This is a genomic window from Synechococcus sp. Tobar12-5m-g, from assembly GCF_024345415.1.
GTDB lineage: Bacteria > Cyanobacteriota > Cyanobacteriia > PCC-6307 > Cyanobiaceae > Regnicoccus.
This window is the reverse complement of the sequence record NZ_JAGQBB010000008.1, coordinates 103,913-119,789: the sequence shown is the minus strand read 5'-3', so window position 1 is coordinate 119,789 and position 15,877 is coordinate 103,913. Positions and strand designations below refer to the sequence as shown.

Genomic DNA, 15,877 nt, shown 5'->3' with positions numbered 1-15,877 from the left:
GTCCGCTTTTTGGCCGTGGACTGCTCGTAATCACCAAAGCCGAGCTGCTTGATGCCCATGAACCCTGTTCACGCCTGCGATCACACGGCCATTCTCGCGCAGGGTGGTGGGGTTTTCCAGAGTCTCCTTAGCGGCGCTCCCGGTTCATCCAGCTGATCCAGTCGGCCGAGATCTGTTTTGGGCATACCGCTTCACATTCCAAGTTGCTGCTGCAGCTGCCGAAGCCCTCCGCCTCCATCTGCTCCTGCATCGCCCTGGCCCGGTGTGCTCGCTCCGGCTGGCCCTGGGGCAACTGGCCGAGGTGGGCCAGCTTGGCCGCCACGAACAGGCTGGCTGAGGCATTTCGGCAACTGGCCACGCAGGCGCCGCAGCCGATGCAGGTGGCGGTTTCAAAGGCGGAACTGGCCTGCTCCCGGCCCACGAGCAGGGCATTCCCATCGCTCGCCTGGCCGGTGTTGATCGAGCAGTACCCCCCGGCCATGATCAGGCGATCAAATGCCGAGCGGTCCACAACCAAGTCCTGAATCAGCGGAAAGGCGTTAGCTCGCCAGGGTTCCAGGCAGAGGGTGCTGTTGGAGCGGAACTGGCGCAGATAAAGCTGGCAGACTGTGGAAGCCTGCCGGGGTCCGTGTGCCTGGCCGTTCACCAGGAAGCCGCAGCTGCCGCAGATTCCCTCCCGGCAGTCATGCTCGAAATGCACCGGTCGCTCCCCCTTGGCGATGAGCTGATCGTTGAGCTGATCGAGGGCCTCCAGCAGCGACAGATCCCCCGACACATCCACCAGCTGGTAGTCCCGGAAGGCTCCCGTGCTCTCGGGTGCGTGCTGGCGCCAGATGCGCAGTTTCAGGGAGAGAGTGTGGCTCATCTGTAACTGCGGGTGCTGGGCTGCAGTGCCGTGAAGCTCAAAGGCTCGACGTGGCGGATGGGATCCTCGTCATCGCGGTATTCCCAGGCGGCGATGTGAGTAAACCGTGCGTCATCCCGCCGCGCTTCCCCTTGTGGTGTCTGGTGCTCCTCGCGGAAGTGGGCTCCGCAGGATTCCTCCCGGGCCAAGGCATCGGCCAGCATCAGCTGGGCCAGTCCAAAGAAATCCGCCACCCGCAGGGCCTTTTCCAACTCTGGATTGGGGCCCTCTGCGCCGCCGGGCACCCGTACCTCTGAATGGAAGCGCTGCTCCAGCGCCCTCACTTCGACCAAACCGGCCCGCAGCCCCTCGGCCATGCGGCTAATACCGCAGCGCTCGATCATCACTCCCCCCAGCTCCCGATGGAAGACATCCACCGGAGTCTGTCCACTGATCTGAAGCAGGCCATCGATGCGGTTCTGGGCCAGGGCAAGGGCCTCCCGGCAGGCCGGATGGTCTTGCTCCAACGCAGGCGTGGGGTGGCCGGCCAACCAAGCGGTGACCGTAGCGGGGGCAATGAAATAGCCATCGGCCAGCCCCTGCATCAGGGCGCTGGCACCCAGGCGGTTGGCTCCGTGCTCGGAGAAGTTCGCCTCTCCCAACACGAACAACCCTGGTATGGAACTCATCAGGTTGTAGTCCACCCAGAGCCCCCCCATCGTGTAGTGGGGGGCGGGGTAAATGCGCATGGGAGTTCTGTAGGCATCGTCGCCAGTGATTCGCTCGTACATCTCCAGAAGATTGCCATAGCGGGCAGTGATCACCTCCTCCCCTTGATCGGTGATCGCATCGCGCAGATCCAGGTAAACCGAGCGGCCCCCGGGTCCTATGCCTTGGCCCGCGTTGCAGAGCTGCCGGGAACGGCGGGATGCCACATCGCGAGGCACCATATTGCCGTAGGCCGGATACTGGCGCTCCAGGAAGTAATCCCGCTCTTCCTCAGGAATTTCTGCCGGTGCCCGCCGATCTCCCGTTCGTTGAGGCACCCAAATCCGCCCGTCGTTGCGCAGGCTCTCACTCATAAGGGTGAGCTTGCTCTGGTAGGCATCGCCGCTGGGGATGCAGGTGGGGTGGATCTGGGTGAAGCAGGGATTGGCGAAAAGAGCACCCTGGCGATAGGCCCTCCAGATCGCACTAGCATTGGATTTTAGTCCGTTGGTGGAGAGGAAATAGACATTGCTGTAGCCCCCGGTAGCCAGCACAACGGCCTGGGCGATGTGCACTTCCAGGGCGCCGCTGAGCAGATGGCGACACACCACCCCGCGGGCGACACCGTCGATCATGACCAGCTCCAGCAGGTCCCGGCGGGGCAGGAGTTCTACGCGGCCTGTGGCCACCTGGCGCATCAGGGCCTGGTAGGCGCCGTAAAGCAACTGCTGGCCTGTCTGGCCGCGGGCGTAGAACGTGCGGCTTACAAGCGCTCCGCCAAAGCTGCGGGTAGCCAGGGTGCCACCGTACTCGCGGGCGAAAGGTACCCCCTGGGCCACGCACTGGTCAATGATGTCGGTGCTGATCTCAGCCAGGCGCTGGCAGCCGGCCTCCCTGGCGCGGAAGTCGCCGCCCCTCAGCGTGTCAGCGAAAAGGCGGCTAACGCTGTCCCCATCCATCGCCAGGGGGCGCGCCGCGTTGATGCCTCCCTGGGCGGCCACGGAGTGGGCCCGGCGAGGGCTGTCGTGGAACGTGAGTACCTTCACCCGGTACCCCTGCTCGGCAAGGGTTGACGCCGCAGAAGCGCCGGCCAGGCCAGTTCCCACAACAAGCACCTCCAAACCCCGTTTGCGCGAGGGACTGATCAGGGGCAGCGCTTCACGGGACCGCCGCCAGGCATCGGCCAGGGGTCCGGCAGGCAGGCAGGGATCGGGAAGTCTGCTCATGGTCGGACATCGAGCATGGCCGGGGCGCCGAGCAACAGGGTCACAACCGCAAAACCACCACCGATCAGCACGGCCAAGCTGCGGCCCAGCCTCCGGATGGTCCAGGCATTGGCTGGGGTCAGCAGGCCCAGGCTGCGTTGGGCAGCCTCGCCGCCATGGAAGAGGTGCAGACCGGCGGCCATCGCTCCAGCCCCATACAGGATCAGCATGGTCGGATGACTCAGCACGGCCTGCAGGGTGGCCAGCTCTTCCCCGGCGGGGGGTCGGGGCCAGCGCAGCTGCGCCAGATGCATCACCAGAAAACTGAGCAGCAGGACGCCGCAGATGGCCTGGGAGCGTGCCGCCCAGGCAGCCAAGGGATCACCGCGGCGGCTTCTGAGGGTTGCAGAGTTGCCGGCTTGCCTGTTCAGCCAAACCTTCGACAGGGTCAGCCCGGTGTGGGTCAGGGCCACTAGAAGCAAGCTCACCTCCCCAAGGGGCAGCCAAGTGGCTTTGTGCAAGTGAGCGGCATAGGCCTCGAACTGGATGGGGGCCATCACCGCCATGGCCACCCCACCCAGGTGCACCAGCAGGAACAGCACCAGCATCAACCCTGACCATGCAGCGACGATCCGTGTCCAATCTGCCCTTTGCAAAGACTCGAGCCAAACCCCGGTAATTTTAGGGTTTCTCCGATTCCGTGGACACTGATTCAGGGATCCGTAGAGGTAGGTGCTGCGGGGATAGCAAGGAGTTCCCGGTCTTCATCAAGATCCAGCTTCCTGCTTGAGGGTGGAGGAGAAGCCTGGCGTGGCCGAAGGAGCCACATGTAGTGTATGCCATTGGCTTGCTACTTCTTTCGGAAAACGAGGAATCCCGATGAAATGCTGGTTCGAGTGTTTATCAGCCCTCTGAGCATGGGGGTATTGAGATCCTCTTCAACAAGAGCCACCCAACGTGACGGTATGCGTGCCCTGAATGACAAGAGCTGCATATGGTGTGAGCTGTAGCGAACTTGAGACCCCCCTTTTTGGGAAAGTGCCTTACCGCAGGCGGTTTCCACCACTCCGATCGCCAGGGCGAACACTTGTCGACGGTCTGCCCTGAACCTCGCGGCGGCGGTGGCGAGGCTTGTATGGGCGTTGAGGCACCGGCCCCAGGTCGGCGATGGAATGACGGCTGAGCTTGCGTGTCAGGTGGTGGGAGAGGTGGCGGCGCTGTGGCGCTACCCCGTGAAGTCGATGCTTGGGGAGGCGCTTGAGCGGCTCTCGGTCGACAGTCGCGGGGTCTGCGGCGACCGCGCATGGGCCCTGTGGGACCATGCCACCTCTCGGGTGGCAAGCGCCAAGAACCCCCGTCTGTGGAAGGAGCTGCTTGGCTACCGCGCCCGCTTCCTGGCAGAACCGGAATCCGAGGCTCCGCCCGCGCCAGTGGCGATCACGCCGGTAGGCTTCGGGGAGGCAGGTTTTCCGCGAGTGGCCGCGGACTCCGATGCGGGAGGGGCAGGCGATGACCTGCTTAGCTCCGACCCCAAGATGGCCGAGCGTCTTTCCAGCCGGTTGGGGCGCAAGGTCAGCCTGCTGGATCAGGTCCCTGAAGGGGCCAGCCTCGATCAGTATTGGCCGGCTGTTGAGCAGCGGGCCTTTCAGGACGTGGTGAACGAACTGGTGCTGCCGGGGGGCACCTTCTGCGACTCCTCCCCGATCCACGCCATCAGCACCGCCAGCCTGGACCGACTGCGCAAGCTGGAGCCCCAGCAGGATTTTGCCGTGGAACGGTTCCGTCCAAACCTGCTGATCGCCCCCAATGGCGGGGCCGAAGGCTTCGTGGAGGAGGGCTGGATCGGTCGCCGCCTACGCCTGGGCGCCAGCGTGGAGCTGAAGGTCGAGCAGGGCTGCCCCCGCTGTGTGGTCACCACCCTGGCCCAGGGCTCCCTGCCGCAGGACCTGGACATCCTGCGGGCCACGGCCCGTCACAACAAGGTGGTGGCCGGAATCCTGCTGTCGGTGTTGCGGCCCGGTGCCGTGGCGGTGGGGGATCTGGTCACCCTCCTGGATTGAGTTCACCCCTTCTCGAGCACCCGCTCGATGCGGCGATCAGGCACCAGCCAGATGAGCGCCACCAGGGCATAGATCAGCAGCGCGAGCCAGGGGGCCACCAGCGCGGAGATCACCGCCCCGCTGTAGAGCACGAGCGAGGCTTTTCCTTTCCAGTCGGTGCCCACCGCTCGGCGCAGCACCGAATCTGGACCCTGCGAGGCGATGATGCAATTCTGCAGGATGAAATAGGCCACCCCCGCCAGCAGCAGGATGATTCCGTAGAGCGCCACGGGAGCCGAGCCGAAGTGGTTCCGGCCAAGCCATCCCGTGGCGAAGGGAACCAGCGACAACCAGAACAGAAGGTGCAGATTGGCCCACAGGATCGGCCCCGTTACCCGTTCCAGGGTGTGCAGCATGTGGTGGTGGTTGTTCCAGTAGATGCCGATGTAGATGAAGCTCAGCACATAACTGAGAAACACGGGAATCAGGGGAATCAGGGTCTTGATCCCGCTCTCCTCCGGCAACTGCAGCTCCAGCACCATGATCGTGATCACGATGGCCAGAACGCCATCGCTGAAGGCTTCGAGTCGGGTCTTGTTCATGGCGGCAAGGCTATGGCGAAACGGCAAGAGCGGCATCGAGCAGGGTCTCGGACGCCTGGCGGGGTCGATCGTCCGGTTCGGGGGACTCGCTGGCCGTCTTGATGAACAGACACCCGTCGATCCCTCCCCGAGGGATCGAGATCCTGCTGATCAGGGCTGAGGGCAGGACATGCAGGACGGTCCAGCGAAGGCTTCGTTCCTACGTTCTTTCCTGATGGACCTGGCGATCTACGACTGCATGAATCTGTTCACCTTCGCCTGGTGGTCAGTCCGTCCGCTCCACATCCTGCGATGCCTCCCGGTCCTATGGGGATGAGCCCAACAGCACGTCGAGCCGATCACCCAGGTCGTGGAGATCGACCTGATCTATGGGGATCCGATGCAACGGGATCCCCCGATCCCGGCTGGCCAGGAAGAAAGAGCGAACCGCCTAAGATCACCCCTGCCACGAAGCTCTCGGCCACCAGGCTGCAGGTGCGGTGGGGGGCAGGCCCAGTCAGGCGATCACCTGCTGGGCCTTCAGGACCTCCTCTAATCCCGCCAGGTCCTCATCGGTGATCTTGGTCTGCATCGGGCAGTGCTTCGGCCCGCACATCGAGCAGAACTCGGCCTGCTTGTAGATGTCGGCCGGCAGGGTTTCGTCGTGGTACTCCCGGGCGCGCTCTGGATCCAGGCTCAGCTCGAACTGGCGGTTCCAGTCGAAGGCGTAACGGGCGCGGCTGAGTTCGTCGTCGCGATCGCGGGCCCCCGGGCGGTGGCGGGCGATGTCGGCGGCGTGGGCGGCGATCTTGTAGGCGATCAGGCCCTCACGCACATCTTCGGCATTGGGCAGGCCCAGGTGTTCCTTGGGGGTCACGTAGCAGAGCATCGCCGTGCCGTACCACCCGGCCATGGCGGCACCGATGGCACTGGTGATGTGGTCGTAGCCGGGGGCGATATCGGTCACCAGCGGGCCGAGCACATAGAAGGGCGCTTCGCTGCACTCCTCCATCTGCTTTTTGACGTTGAACTCGATCTGATCCATCGGCACATGGCCCGGACCTTCCACCATCACCTGGATGTCGTGCTCCCAGGCGCGGCGGGTGAGCTGGCCCAGGGTTTTCAGCTCGGCCAGCTGGGCGGCATCGGAGGCATCGTGCTGGCAGCCGGGGCGCAGCGAATCGCCGAGCGAGAAGCTGCAGTCGTAGCGCTTGAAGATCTCGATGATGTCATCGAAACGGGTGAACAGCGGGTTCTGCTTGTGGTGATACAGCATCCACTGGGCCAGGATGCCGCCGCCCCGGCTCACGATGCCGGTGAGCCGCCCCTTCACCAGGGGCAGGTGCTCGATCAGCAACCCCGCATGAATCGTCTGGTAATCGACGCCCTGCTGGCAGTGCTTCTCGATGATGTGCAGGAAGTCGTCGGCATCGAGCTTTTCGATCGAGCCGTGCACGCTCTCGAGCGCCTGATACACCGGCACCGTGCCGATCGGCACCGTGGAGGCGTTGATGATCGCGGTGCGTACCTCATCCAGGTTCACGCCGCCGGTGGAGAGATCCATCACCGTGTCGGCGCCGTACTTCACCGCCAGCTTGAGCTTGGCCACCTCCTCGTTGAGATCGGACGCATTGGGGGAGGCGCCGATGTTGGCGTTCACCTTGCACCGCGAGGCGATGCCGATCGCCATCGCCTCCAGGCCCGGATGGTTGATGTTGGCGGGGATGATCATGCGGCCCCGGGCCACCTCCTCACGCACCAGCGATTCCGGCAGGTTCTCGCGCCTTGCCACGAAGGCCATCTCCTCGGTGACCACACCCTGGCGGGCGTAATGCATCTGGGACACGTTGGCGTCGCCGCGACGCTTCTCAATCCAGGCGCTGCGCATGATCGGGTTCTGCAGAGGCAGGGGACGCCTGGGGCGGGCGGCGGACCAGAACCTCTCCGGAGCCGATGCCGACCGGGCCTTGACGGACCACGGTTGAAGTCGGGGCACTTCCCTGCGCCGGCATGACCCGGATCAGGTTCGGAGGGTGTGATCTCAGCCCGCAACCGCTGAAGGCGGTGGGGCACCCCTAGTGACAGGCGAAACCTAGCAAGCTTTTAGCTCTGCAGGCCGTTGAGTGCGGCGGCCACGACCCGGTGGTCGGAATCCTGCTGCAGCTGACGCAGCCGTTGGCGGGCCGCCTCCCCCCAGGCAGGAAAGGCGGCCGGGTCGGCCTGCGCCGCTTCTTGCGCCAGCCGGCCCAGGATCTCGGCGCCCCCCACCCGCACCGTGCCGTCGGCGTCGGTGATCGCCATCTCAGCCAGTTCCAGCAAGGATTCCGGCGCAATGTCCGGCTGCTCGGCCAGGGCGGAGAGAATGCTGCAACGCACCAACCACTGGTCATCGCGGGCGAAGCTGTCGCGCAGGTGTGGCCAGGCCCGCTCGACGCCGTAACGGGCCAGGGCATTGGCGGCTTCTGCCCGCACATTGGCATCCGCGTCTTCGGCAAGGGCGGCGAGCAACACCTGCCACCCAGCCTCGTTGCGCTGGAGGCCGAGCCCGGCGCAGCTGAGTGAGCGCACGATGAATGGCTCCTGTTCCAGGCCCAGCAGCAGCAGCGGAACGGCCTGGCCGGCCTCCAGCTGCCGCAGGCCGGCCAGGGCCGGCATGGCGCGCATGGGATCGCCGGAGCCGATCGCCTGGCGAAGCGCCTCCAGATCGGGTGGTGGGGTGGGCTCAGGCGGGGACTGGCTCATGGCTTCACCCTCCCACAGCCGGTCCCTCTTCACCGTAGCTTCAACCGGCCGGCGGCGGCGCCATCGGTGGCGACCGCAGGGCTTCGGCGAGGGCCCGCCGCCGCCGGATGCGACGCACCCGGCTGCTCACCACCAGCCCGCAGCCGATCAGCAGGGCCGGGACCGCCTGCAGCCGCTGGCTTCCATGGCGCACCAGCAGGCTGATGCTGGCCAGCAGGATCAGCAGGGGCGCCGCCAGGGCCAGCAGGGGACGGGCATCCGGCCGGGACGGTTTCAAACCTGGCGCTCCATCCAGAGCAGAAGGCTGAGGGTCAGCACCTTCACGCCCACCGCAAGGGCTTGCTCATCCGGGCTGAACAGGCCGTTGTGCAAGGGCGCGCAGCCGCTCGGGCCAGCCACCCCCAGTCGAAACATCGTGCCGGGGGCGACGCTGAGCAGTTCGGCGAAGTCTTCCGCCCCCAGGGAAGGCTGCTCCAGCCGCAGCACCTGCCGGGAGCCGAGCAGGGCGATGGCGGCCTCCTCCACAAGGGCGGTTAGCACGGGGTCGTTGTGCACCGGCGGCGCGATGCAGCGATAGCGCACCCGGCCCTCACCACCGTAGCCGCGGCAGATCGCCAGCACGGTGTCCTCGATCCAGCCCGGCAGCTCGGCGTGCACGGCGGTGTCGAGGCAGCGCACGGTGCCGAGCAGGCGCACATGGTCGGCGATCACGTTGAACGCCTTGCCGCCCTCGATCTTCCCGAAACTCACCACCACCGGCTGCAGCGCATCCAGCCGCCGGCTGATCGCCTCCTGCAGCCCACTCACCACCCGTGCCGCGATCCAGATCGCATCGGTGGATTGGTGCGGCCGTGCCCCATGCCCCCCTTCCCCCAGCACCTCCACCTCCAGCTCGCCGGCGGCGGCGGTGAGGCTGCCGCTGCGCACGCCGATGCTGCCCACCGCCAGGGACGGGAACACATGCACGCCGAACAGGGCCCGCACCCCCTCCATCGCCCCATCGGCCAGCATCCAGGCGGCCCCCTGGGCGATCTCCTCGGCTGGTTGGAACAGCAACCGCAGCCGCGCCGTGAGCTGATCCGCCAGGGGCGCCAGCAGCCGGGCCACCCCCAGGCCGATCGCCGTGTGGAGATCATGCCCGCAGGCATGCATCAGCCCCTGGTGGCAGGAGGCGTAGGTCAGGCCGGTGCGCTCCTCCACCGGCAGGGCATCCATGTCGACCCGCAGGGCCAGCAGGGGTGCCTGCTCAGGACCGAGTTCGGCCACCACCCCCGTGCGCCCCACCCCTTCGCGCACCTCCCATCCCAGCAGGCGCAGCTCCCCCGCCGCCAGCGCCGCCGTCTGGTGTTCGGCGCCGCTCAGCTCCGGGTGGGCATGGATGTGCCGCCGCAGTCCGATCAGCTCGGGCAGCGCCTGTTCCAGGGCCCGCTCCAAGCCCAGGCGCTGCCACAGTTCCGCAGGGCAGCCGTGTCTGCCTGGCCCGCCGAAGGTGGTGGTTCCGGGGGCGGCGGGAGTGGGGTTGGGAACAGGAACGGGAGCGGGGGCAGGACTCATCAACTGGCCAGATCCAGAAAAGCTTCGAGAGCGTGGACCGGCCCAGGGGGCCAGCGCCGAATCCGCGCTAACCATTCTGGCTGCCGGTAGCGGGGATCCAGACCCGAAGCCGCCGCCCAGTTGCTTTCGGCCTCGCCGAGGGCCCCCCGTTGCCAGAGCAGGGCCGTGAGCCCGGCGCGGGGATCGGCGAACAACGGATACCGACGGATCAGGTTGCGAAACTCGCTCTCGGCGCCGGCCAGATCACCTAACTCGAAGCGGCTCAGGGCAAGGCTGGAGCGGGCCATCGCGAAGCCCGGCCGGGCTGTTGCCGCCGCCTCGAAACACCGGCGAGCTGCTGCCCAGTCGCCCCGGGACCCCTCGACATTGCCCAGGTTGTAGAGGGCCGAGGCCTCGGTGGGATCCCGCTCCAGGATCCAGTGGTAGTCGGCGGCTGCCCGGTCCCACTGGGCCAGGGCCTCCTCCGCCGTGCCCCGATTCAGATGGGGATCGGCGCTGCCTGGCTCCAGGGCGATCGCTTTGTCCTGGTCGGCGATGGCGGCTTCCGGGTGGCCAAGCGCCAGTTGCACGTTGCCGCGGTTGCTCCAGGCCGAGGCGTCGTTGGGGGCCACCTCCAGCACCCGGTCCCACAGGGGCAGGGCCTCCCCGAATCGCCCCTCGCGGCTGGCCACCAGCGCCTGGTCGAACAGCTGGGGCAGGGTGAGCTGGGTGGCGAGCAGCAGGGCCAGCAGCCAGGCCATCAGGCCGCCTCCGGCCAGCTGAGATGCTGCCGTGCCGCGGCCGTGGCAACCCGGCCCCGCGGGGTGCGCAGCAGGAAGCCGAGCTGCAGCAGGTAGGGCTCCACCACCGTTTCCAGGGTGATCGGGTCCTCGCCGAGGCCGGCCGCGAGGGTGTCGAGCCCCGCTGGTCCGCCGCCATAGCCGGCCAGCAACAGCTCCAGCAAGCGCCTGTCGCTGGCATCGAGGCCGCGATCATCGACGCGATGCAGGCTCAACGCCTCTGCCACCAGCTCCGACCCGATGCGCGGCTGGCCCCGCACACTGGCCACATCCCGCACCCGGCGCAGCAGGCGGTTGGCGATCCGCGGCGTGCCCCGGCAACGGCGGGCCACCTCCGCGGCGGCGTCCTCGTCGAGTTCCAGGTTGAGCAGGCCGGCGGCCCGCTCCACGATGGCCTGGAGGTCGGCGAGGTCGTAGAACTCCAGCCGCTGGATCAGGCCGAAGCGGTCGCGCAGCGGCGAGCTCAGCGAGCCAGCCCGGGTGGTGGCCCCCACCAGGGTGAAGGGCGCCACCGGCACGGAGCGGGTGCGGGCCGTGCTGCCCCGGCCCACGGTGAGATCGAGGCGGAAATCCTCCATCGCCGGATAGAGCAGCTCCTCGGCCACCCGGTTGAGTCGGTGGATCTCGTCGATGAACAGCAGGTCGTGGGGCTGCAGGTTGATCAGCAGGCCGACGATGTCGCGGGGGCGCTCCAGGGCGGGCGCACTGGTGATCCGGCAGCGCACTCCAAGCTCCTCGGCGATCACCAGGGCCATGGTGGTCTTGCCGAGCCCGGGGGGGCCGTAGAGCAACACATGGTCGAGGGCCTCGCCCCGGTTGCGGGTGGCCTCCACGGCGATGCCGAGCACCTCCTTGAGCTCCCGCTGGCCGATGTAATCAGCCAGCCGGCGGGGCCGCAGACTGTCTTCCCGGGTGGGCAGCGCCGCTTCCTCCGCCCCTTCCTCCAACGGCTGGCCATGGGGATCGAGCAGCCGCGCGGTCGGCCTGGCGGCAGGGCGCGCCGGGACTGGCTTGGCCCCACCGCGCCCGGCTCCTGAGGAAACGATCGCCATGGGCCCGAGGGTAGGCAGGCGGAAGCCTGTTTAGGGTCGATACCGCAGCTGGTGAGGGAGATGGCCAAGGGGGGAGGCAAGAAAGCCGCCAAGGCGGCCCGGGATGCCGCCAACCGCCTGCTGGCCGACAACCGCTTCGCCCGCCACCAGTACGAGATTCTCGAAACCCTGGAAACCGGTCTGGAGCTGGTGGGCACGGAGGTGAAATCGATTCGGGCCGGCAAGGCCAACCTGCGCGACGGCTTCTGTCTGATCCGCAGCGGTGAGCTTCAGTTGCACAACGTGCACATCTCCCCCCACAGCCATGCCAGCGCCTACTTCAACCACGAGCCCCTGCGGGTCCGCAAGCTCCTGGCCCACCGCCGCGAGATCGACAAGCTGCGCGTCGCCCTCGACCAGAAGGGCCTCACCCTGATCCCCCTCAACCTCCACCTGAAGGGATCGTGGATCAAGCTCACCCTGGGGCTGGCCAAGGGCCGCAAGCTCCACGACAAGCGCCAGGACGAGCGCCGCAAGGACGCCGACCGGGAAGTGCGCTCGGCGATGGCCAGGCTTTGAGGGCGGCCGTTCAGCGGCGCTCCTGATCGAGCCGCTGGTTCCTGAGTTCCCGCAGATGCAGCCCCAGGGCAGGACCCTGAGCGAACCCTTGGGCGATCAGGTCCGCCGCTGTTGTCTCAGCCCGCAGATGGCGCCACCGCAACAACCAACGCAGCAGCGGCCGCCTTGGCCCCAGCCCGCAGGCCACCGCCAGGGCGACGGCGTCCGGCCGTAGGCCCGGGCACTCCAGAAAGGCGGACCATGCGGCGGGCGACTGGGGGGCGGGAACCCCAGAGTCGGCCCTGGCCAGGTTCAACAGCTGCTGGCGCAGGGTGAGGAAGCTGGCCAGCACCTGCCGATGCTTCTGGGCCAGTTGCAGCCGTTCCGCCAAGGCCAGGGGGTCAGCGGCTCCAGCCACGTAGGCCAGGAGCAGCGGCAGCTCGAAGCGTGAAGCCCAGGCCAGGCGCCTCCCCCATTGCTTCTCAAGCTGGAGGGCGGGATCCAGCAGGAGAAGGGCTCCCCAGTCCTGCAGGGCAGAAAGGGCCAAGGGCCAGGCTTCCCGGTCAAAGAGCAGCTCCAGTTCCATCCGCAGCCGGGTGCCGAGCGCCGATGGGGCCCGTTCGGGTGGGTCTCCGAACCGCCAGCCCCACGGCCAGGCCTGCAGGGTGGTGTGCAGTTGCGCCTGGCTTTGGGGCGCCAGGTTCATCCCCAGCCGCGCCGCATAGCGGGCCCCCCGAAGGATGCGGGTGGGGTCGTCCCTCAGGCTGGCGCCATGCAGGAAGCGCAGCTGCCTGTGCTCCAGGTCGGCCTGGCCGCCGTGGGGATCGACCAGTTCGGCACACCAGTCGTGGGCTGCCGCCCTGCCAAGGCCCTGGCCAGGCCCGAGCCGCAGGGCCATGGCGTTGATCGTGAAATCGCGCCGGGCCAGGTCATCGCCCAGGCCCCCGAAGTGGACCTCAGGATTCTCACCAGGGTTGGGGTAGGTCTCCCGGCGGGCGCTGGCAAGATCGAGCAGAACGGATCCCTGCGGAAGCAGGAGCTCCAGTTCCGCCGTTCCGTAGGCGACATGCTCCCGGTAGGCCCTGACCACCCCCGAGCCGAAGCTCGCCCGCAGACGGCGGGCGAGGCGTAGCGCCGCGGCAGGGCCAGGCTCAGCGGCTGGATCAAGCAGGCCTGGGGAGGCTCCAAGCGGTGTCGCGACCACCAGATCCAGGTCAGGCAACCCCCGCCAGGGGTCCCGGTGAAGCCGGTGAAGCAGGAGATCCCGCACCGCGCCGCCGACCAGGGCGATCGGCGCATCGCCGGCCGCCTGAAGCAGTCGCTCGATCAGGTCCGACGGAATTCCGGGGGGCTCAAGGGCGGCGGGCATCGACTGGGGCCCCTGGAGCCCGCAGGTTGAGAATGACCCCATCCTCCCGGAGTGGTTTCGTGTCCGCGCTCACCCGCTGCCTGATGGAGGAGGCAGCCGCCATCGAGGCCAGCGCCCATCGCCTCGATGCCGCCCAGGTGGAGGCGACCCTGAGCTTGCTGGATGGCTGCGCCGACAAGCGCGCCAAGCTGGTGATCACCGGGGTGGGCAAGAGCGGCATCGTGGCGCGCAAGATCGCCGCCACCTTCTCCTCGATCGGCCTGATGGCCATCTACCTCAACCCCCTCGATGCCTTGCACGGTGATCTGGGGGTGGTGAGCCCCGATGATGTGAGCCTGCTGATCTCCAACAGCGGCGAAACCGAGGAGTTGATCGGCATCCTGCCCCACCTGCGCCGGCGCGGCACCGCCCGGATCGCCCTGGTCGGCCGGGTCGACTCCAGCCTGGCCCGGGCCTCCGATGTGGTCCTCGACGGATCCGTCGACCGGGAGATCTGCCCTTTGAACCTGGCACCCACCGCCAGCACGGCGGTGGCGATGGCGATCGGTGATGCCCTGGCGGCCACCTGGATGGAGCGGCGGGGGATTTCCCCGGAGGACTTCGCCCTCAACCATCCGGCCGGATCCCTTGGCAAGCAGCTCACCCTCACGGTGGCCGATCTGATGGTGCCAGCGGAGCGGCTCCATCCGGTGGCCGAATCGGCCAGCCTCCAGGCCGTGATTGCCCTGCTGACCAGGGATGGCGCCGGAGCCTGCTGGGTGCGCAAGAGCGGGCCCGGCGAACAGCTGGCCGGCCTGATCACCGACGGCGACCTGCGACGGGCCCTGGAGCTGCATCCGGCCACGGCCTGGGCCGAGCTGCGGGCCGCCGAGCTGATGACCGCCGACCCGATCACCGTGGAGCCGGATCTGCTGGCGGTGTCAGCCCTGGAGCAGATGGAGCGAAACCGCCGCAAACCAATCGGCGTTTTGCCGGTCCTGGGGGAAGGGGGAACGATGGTGGGCCTGCTGCGGCTGCACGATCTGGTGCAGGCGGGCCTCACCAACACAACGTGAATCGGGCCGACATCGCCGCTCCGCGAATAAGGTCACCTGGACAATCAATCTTTAGATCATAACACCCAGGTTACGGCTCCGCCTTCATGAACGGGCACACTATCTTGCCTCCTTCCTCACCTCACAATTCATGTGCTCGAAATCAAGTTCGCCTTGGCACGATGTACCCTGAACCAGATTGAGCAAACACCCGCCTAAGCGAATGGCGCCAGAGATTTCCGTCCCGCCATCCAACTGAACCTACATCCATCCCCGGGCACCCGTGCAGATCAGCGCAGCCAGTCAATACCCGAGCCGGCACGGGGCAGAGTCACCGCTTCCAGCGGTCCATGCCATCGCCACCAAAGACTGGAGGATGGCCTTCTATCTATACGGCACCTTCGCCACCCTGGCTGGACTGAAGGCATTGGTTGTGACGCCTGGCGGGTTCAATCCCGATTGCTACATGGCCACAGCATGGGCCCGACACTACCTGGGCAGGCCCGGCTTCAATCTGACGGTGCATGATATGCATACCCAGGGGTTCATTCACCCATTCCTTTATGTGCCCCTCCTGGGCCTCCTGGATCTCCTGGGGGTCCCCTCAGCAGCTCAGGATGACCTAGCGATCAGTGCCGTGTATGCGATCACGGCCGGCCTGATCGTGGCCCTGGCTTTTCTCTGCGGCAGGGCCTATCTCAGCCGGGAAGCAGCCGCAACCTGTGCCGTGCTGAGCCTGATGGTTCTGATTTTCGGCATGGACATTGACAGCTACTCCCCCAATGGAGAGATGCTCGGAAGCGTTCTGCTGCTGCTGCTATGGGCCCTGCTGATCCATGCGGAGCACCTCAGATTCTGGCTGCCAGCGGCCGTGCTGATCGGCACGATCGGATTCCACCTCAAGTACCAGCTCGCCATCCAGATCCTGCTGTTCATCTGGTTGAGCGATCAGTTCAGGGCGGACAAGCGCCGATTAACCCTCTACCTCGTGCTGGCCTGCATCCTGGTTGATCTGATCGTCTTTCGGCTTGGGGGCGAGGGAATCCTTTCCAGGGCAGGTGCTCTCATCTTCGACTACAGCTTCTCGGAAATCGGCGAGGGCGGAAAACTGGGATCCATCAATTCTTTTATTCCTTTGCTGTTGAATCTGCTGCTTACCATCCTCGCCTATACGCCCCAGATTCTGATCGCCTGGCTGTGCTGGATCTATGGGCAGGCAGACTCACCTGCTGGAGAAAAGCAAGCCCTGGCGGACATGAAAGCCTCTGCCCTGATGATAGCCGGCACGTTCGCGGCCATTCTGCTGCCAGCCAAAGGATTTCCCCACTACAACCTTCTACTGATACCGACGACAACATTCGTGATGGTGCTGGCCCTAAGGAACTCCAGGCTGTCCGCCAATAAGACCACGGCTTTCTCCTGACCGCCTGGAT

At 66.6% G+C, this 15,877-nt stretch carries 15 protein-coding genes and 1 riboswitch; of the genes, 4 read left to right on the top strand and 11 right to left on the bottom strand.

The annotated features are described in order from the left end of the window. Nucleotides 1–127 precede the first annotated feature (127 nt). The 3 genes from KBY66_RS07085 to KBY66_RS07075 are packed head-to-tail and all read right to left on the bottom strand — an operon-like array spanning nucleotide 128 to nucleotide 3,365. On the bottom strand, nucleotides 128–865 hold the full coding sequence (locus KBY66_RS07085) for a succinate dehydrogenase/fumarate reductase iron-sulfur subunit (RefSeq protein WP_255088582.1): 738 nt from the start codon (nucleotides 863–865) through the stop codon (nucleotides 128–130). After that, nucleotides 862–2,778, bottom strand: coding sequence for a fumarate reductase/succinate dehydrogenase flavoprotein subunit (locus tag KBY66_RS07080; protein ID WP_255088580.1), 1,917 nt, complete (start codon nucleotides 2,776–2,778; stop codon nucleotides 862–864). Before KBY66_RS07080 ends, KBY66_RS07085 begins: the two co-directional genes overlap by 4 nt. Next, nucleotides 2,775–3,365, bottom strand: coding sequence for a succinate dehydrogenase cytochrome b subunit (locus KBY66_RS07075; protein ID WP_255088579.1), 591 nt, complete (start codon nucleotides 3,363–3,365; stop codon nucleotides 2,775–2,777). Before KBY66_RS07075 ends, KBY66_RS07080 begins: the two co-directional genes overlap by 4 nt. A gap of 564 nt (nucleotides 3,366–3,929) precedes the next feature. On the opposite strand from KBY66_RS07075, the gene KBY66_RS07070 reads away from it, so the two are divergent. Then, on the top strand, nucleotides 3,930–4,817 hold the full coding sequence (locus KBY66_RS07070; RefSeq protein ID WP_255088578.1) for an MOSC domain-containing protein: 888 nt from the start codon (nucleotides 3,930–3,932) through the stop codon (nucleotides 4,815–4,817). 2 nt (nucleotides 4,818–4,819) lie between these two features. On the opposite strand, the gene KBY66_RS07065 is transcribed toward KBY66_RS07070, so the two are convergent. From KBY66_RS07065 to ruvB, 7 genes are all read right to left on the bottom strand, one after another. Beyond that, nucleotides 4,820–5,434: a TMEM175 family protein gene (locus KBY66_RS07065; RefSeq protein WP_255088577.1), complete on the bottom strand. Its 615-nt coding sequence runs from the start codon at nucleotides 5,432–5,434 to the stop codon at nucleotides 4,820–4,822. A gap of 460 nt (nucleotides 5,435–5,894) precedes the next feature. After that, nucleotides 5,895–7,265, bottom strand: coding sequence for a phosphomethylpyrimidine synthase ThiC (gene thiC, locus KBY66_RS07060; protein WP_255088576.1), 1,371 nt, complete (start codon nucleotides 7,263–7,265; stop codon nucleotides 5,895–5,897). Between the two features lie 92 nt (nucleotides 7,266–7,357). Continuing rightward, a riboswitch (TPP riboswitch) is annotated at nucleotides 7,358–7,464 on the bottom strand. Between the two features lie 16 nt (nucleotides 7,465–7,480). Beyond that, a complete protein-coding gene (locus tag KBY66_RS07055; RefSeq protein ID WP_255088575.1) occupies nucleotides 7,481–8,119 on the bottom strand; it encodes a HEAT repeat domain-containing protein in 639 nt (212 codons plus the stop codon). Between the two features lie 40 nt (nucleotides 8,120–8,159). Next, nucleotides 8,160–8,396 carry a DUF3188 domain-containing protein gene (locus tag KBY66_RS07050; RefSeq protein ID WP_255088574.1) on the bottom strand — a complete coding sequence of 79 codons (237 nt, stop codon included), beginning with the start codon at nucleotides 8,394–8,396 and terminating at the stop codon, nucleotides 8,160–8,162. After that, complete coding sequence (locus KBY66_RS07045; RefSeq protein ID WP_255088573.1) at nucleotides 8,393–9,673, bottom strand: amidohydrolase; 1,281 nt, start codon at nucleotides 9,671–9,673, stop codon at nucleotides 8,393–8,395. Before KBY66_RS07045 ends, KBY66_RS07050 begins: the two co-directional genes overlap by 4 nt. Then, nucleotides 9,673–10,413, bottom strand: a complete 741-nt coding sequence (locus KBY66_RS07040) for a tetratricopeptide repeat protein (protein WP_255088571.1) — start codon at nucleotides 10,411–10,413, stop codon at nucleotides 9,673–9,675. Before KBY66_RS07040 ends, KBY66_RS07045 begins: the two co-directional genes overlap by 1 nt. After that, a complete protein-coding gene (gene ruvB, locus KBY66_RS07035) occupies nucleotides 10,413–11,504 on the bottom strand; it encodes a Holliday junction branch migration DNA helicase RuvB (RefSeq protein WP_255088570.1) in 1,092 nt (363 codons plus the stop codon). The genes KBY66_RS07040 and ruvB overlap by 1 nt, the downstream gene beginning before the upstream one ends. A 60-nt stretch (nucleotides 11,505–11,564) precedes the next feature. Between ruvB and smpB the strand changes: the two genes are divergently transcribed. After that, entirely contained in the window at nucleotides 11,565–12,062 is a 498-nt protein-coding gene (gene smpB / locus KBY66_RS07030; RefSeq protein WP_255088569.1) for an SsrA-binding protein SmpB, read from the top strand. Between the two features lie 10 nt (nucleotides 12,063–12,072). On the opposite strand, the gene KBY66_RS07025 is transcribed toward smpB, so the two are convergent. Next, nucleotides 12,073–13,410, bottom strand: a complete 1,338-nt coding sequence (locus tag KBY66_RS07025) for a CCA tRNA nucleotidyltransferase (RefSeq protein WP_255088568.1) — start codon at nucleotides 13,408–13,410, stop codon at nucleotides 12,073–12,075. 32 nt (nucleotides 13,411–13,442) lie between these two features. Here KBY66_RS07025 and KBY66_RS07020 point away from each other — a divergent pair, with 32 nt between their 5' ends. Both KBY66_RS07020 and KBY66_RS07015 read left to right on the top strand, forming a co-directional pair. Then, nucleotides 13,443–14,465 carry an SIS domain-containing protein gene (locus KBY66_RS07020; RefSeq protein WP_255088567.1) on the top strand — a complete coding sequence of 341 codons (1,023 nt, stop codon included), beginning with the start codon at nucleotides 13,443–13,445 and terminating at the stop codon, nucleotides 14,463–14,465. A 643-nt stretch (nucleotides 14,466–15,108) separates the two neighbouring features. After that, on the top strand, nucleotides 15,109–15,867 hold the full coding sequence (locus tag KBY66_RS07015) for a hypothetical protein (RefSeq protein ID WP_255088566.1): 759 nt from the start codon (nucleotides 15,109–15,111) through the stop codon (nucleotides 15,865–15,867). Nucleotides 15,868–15,877 lie beyond the last annotated feature (10 nt).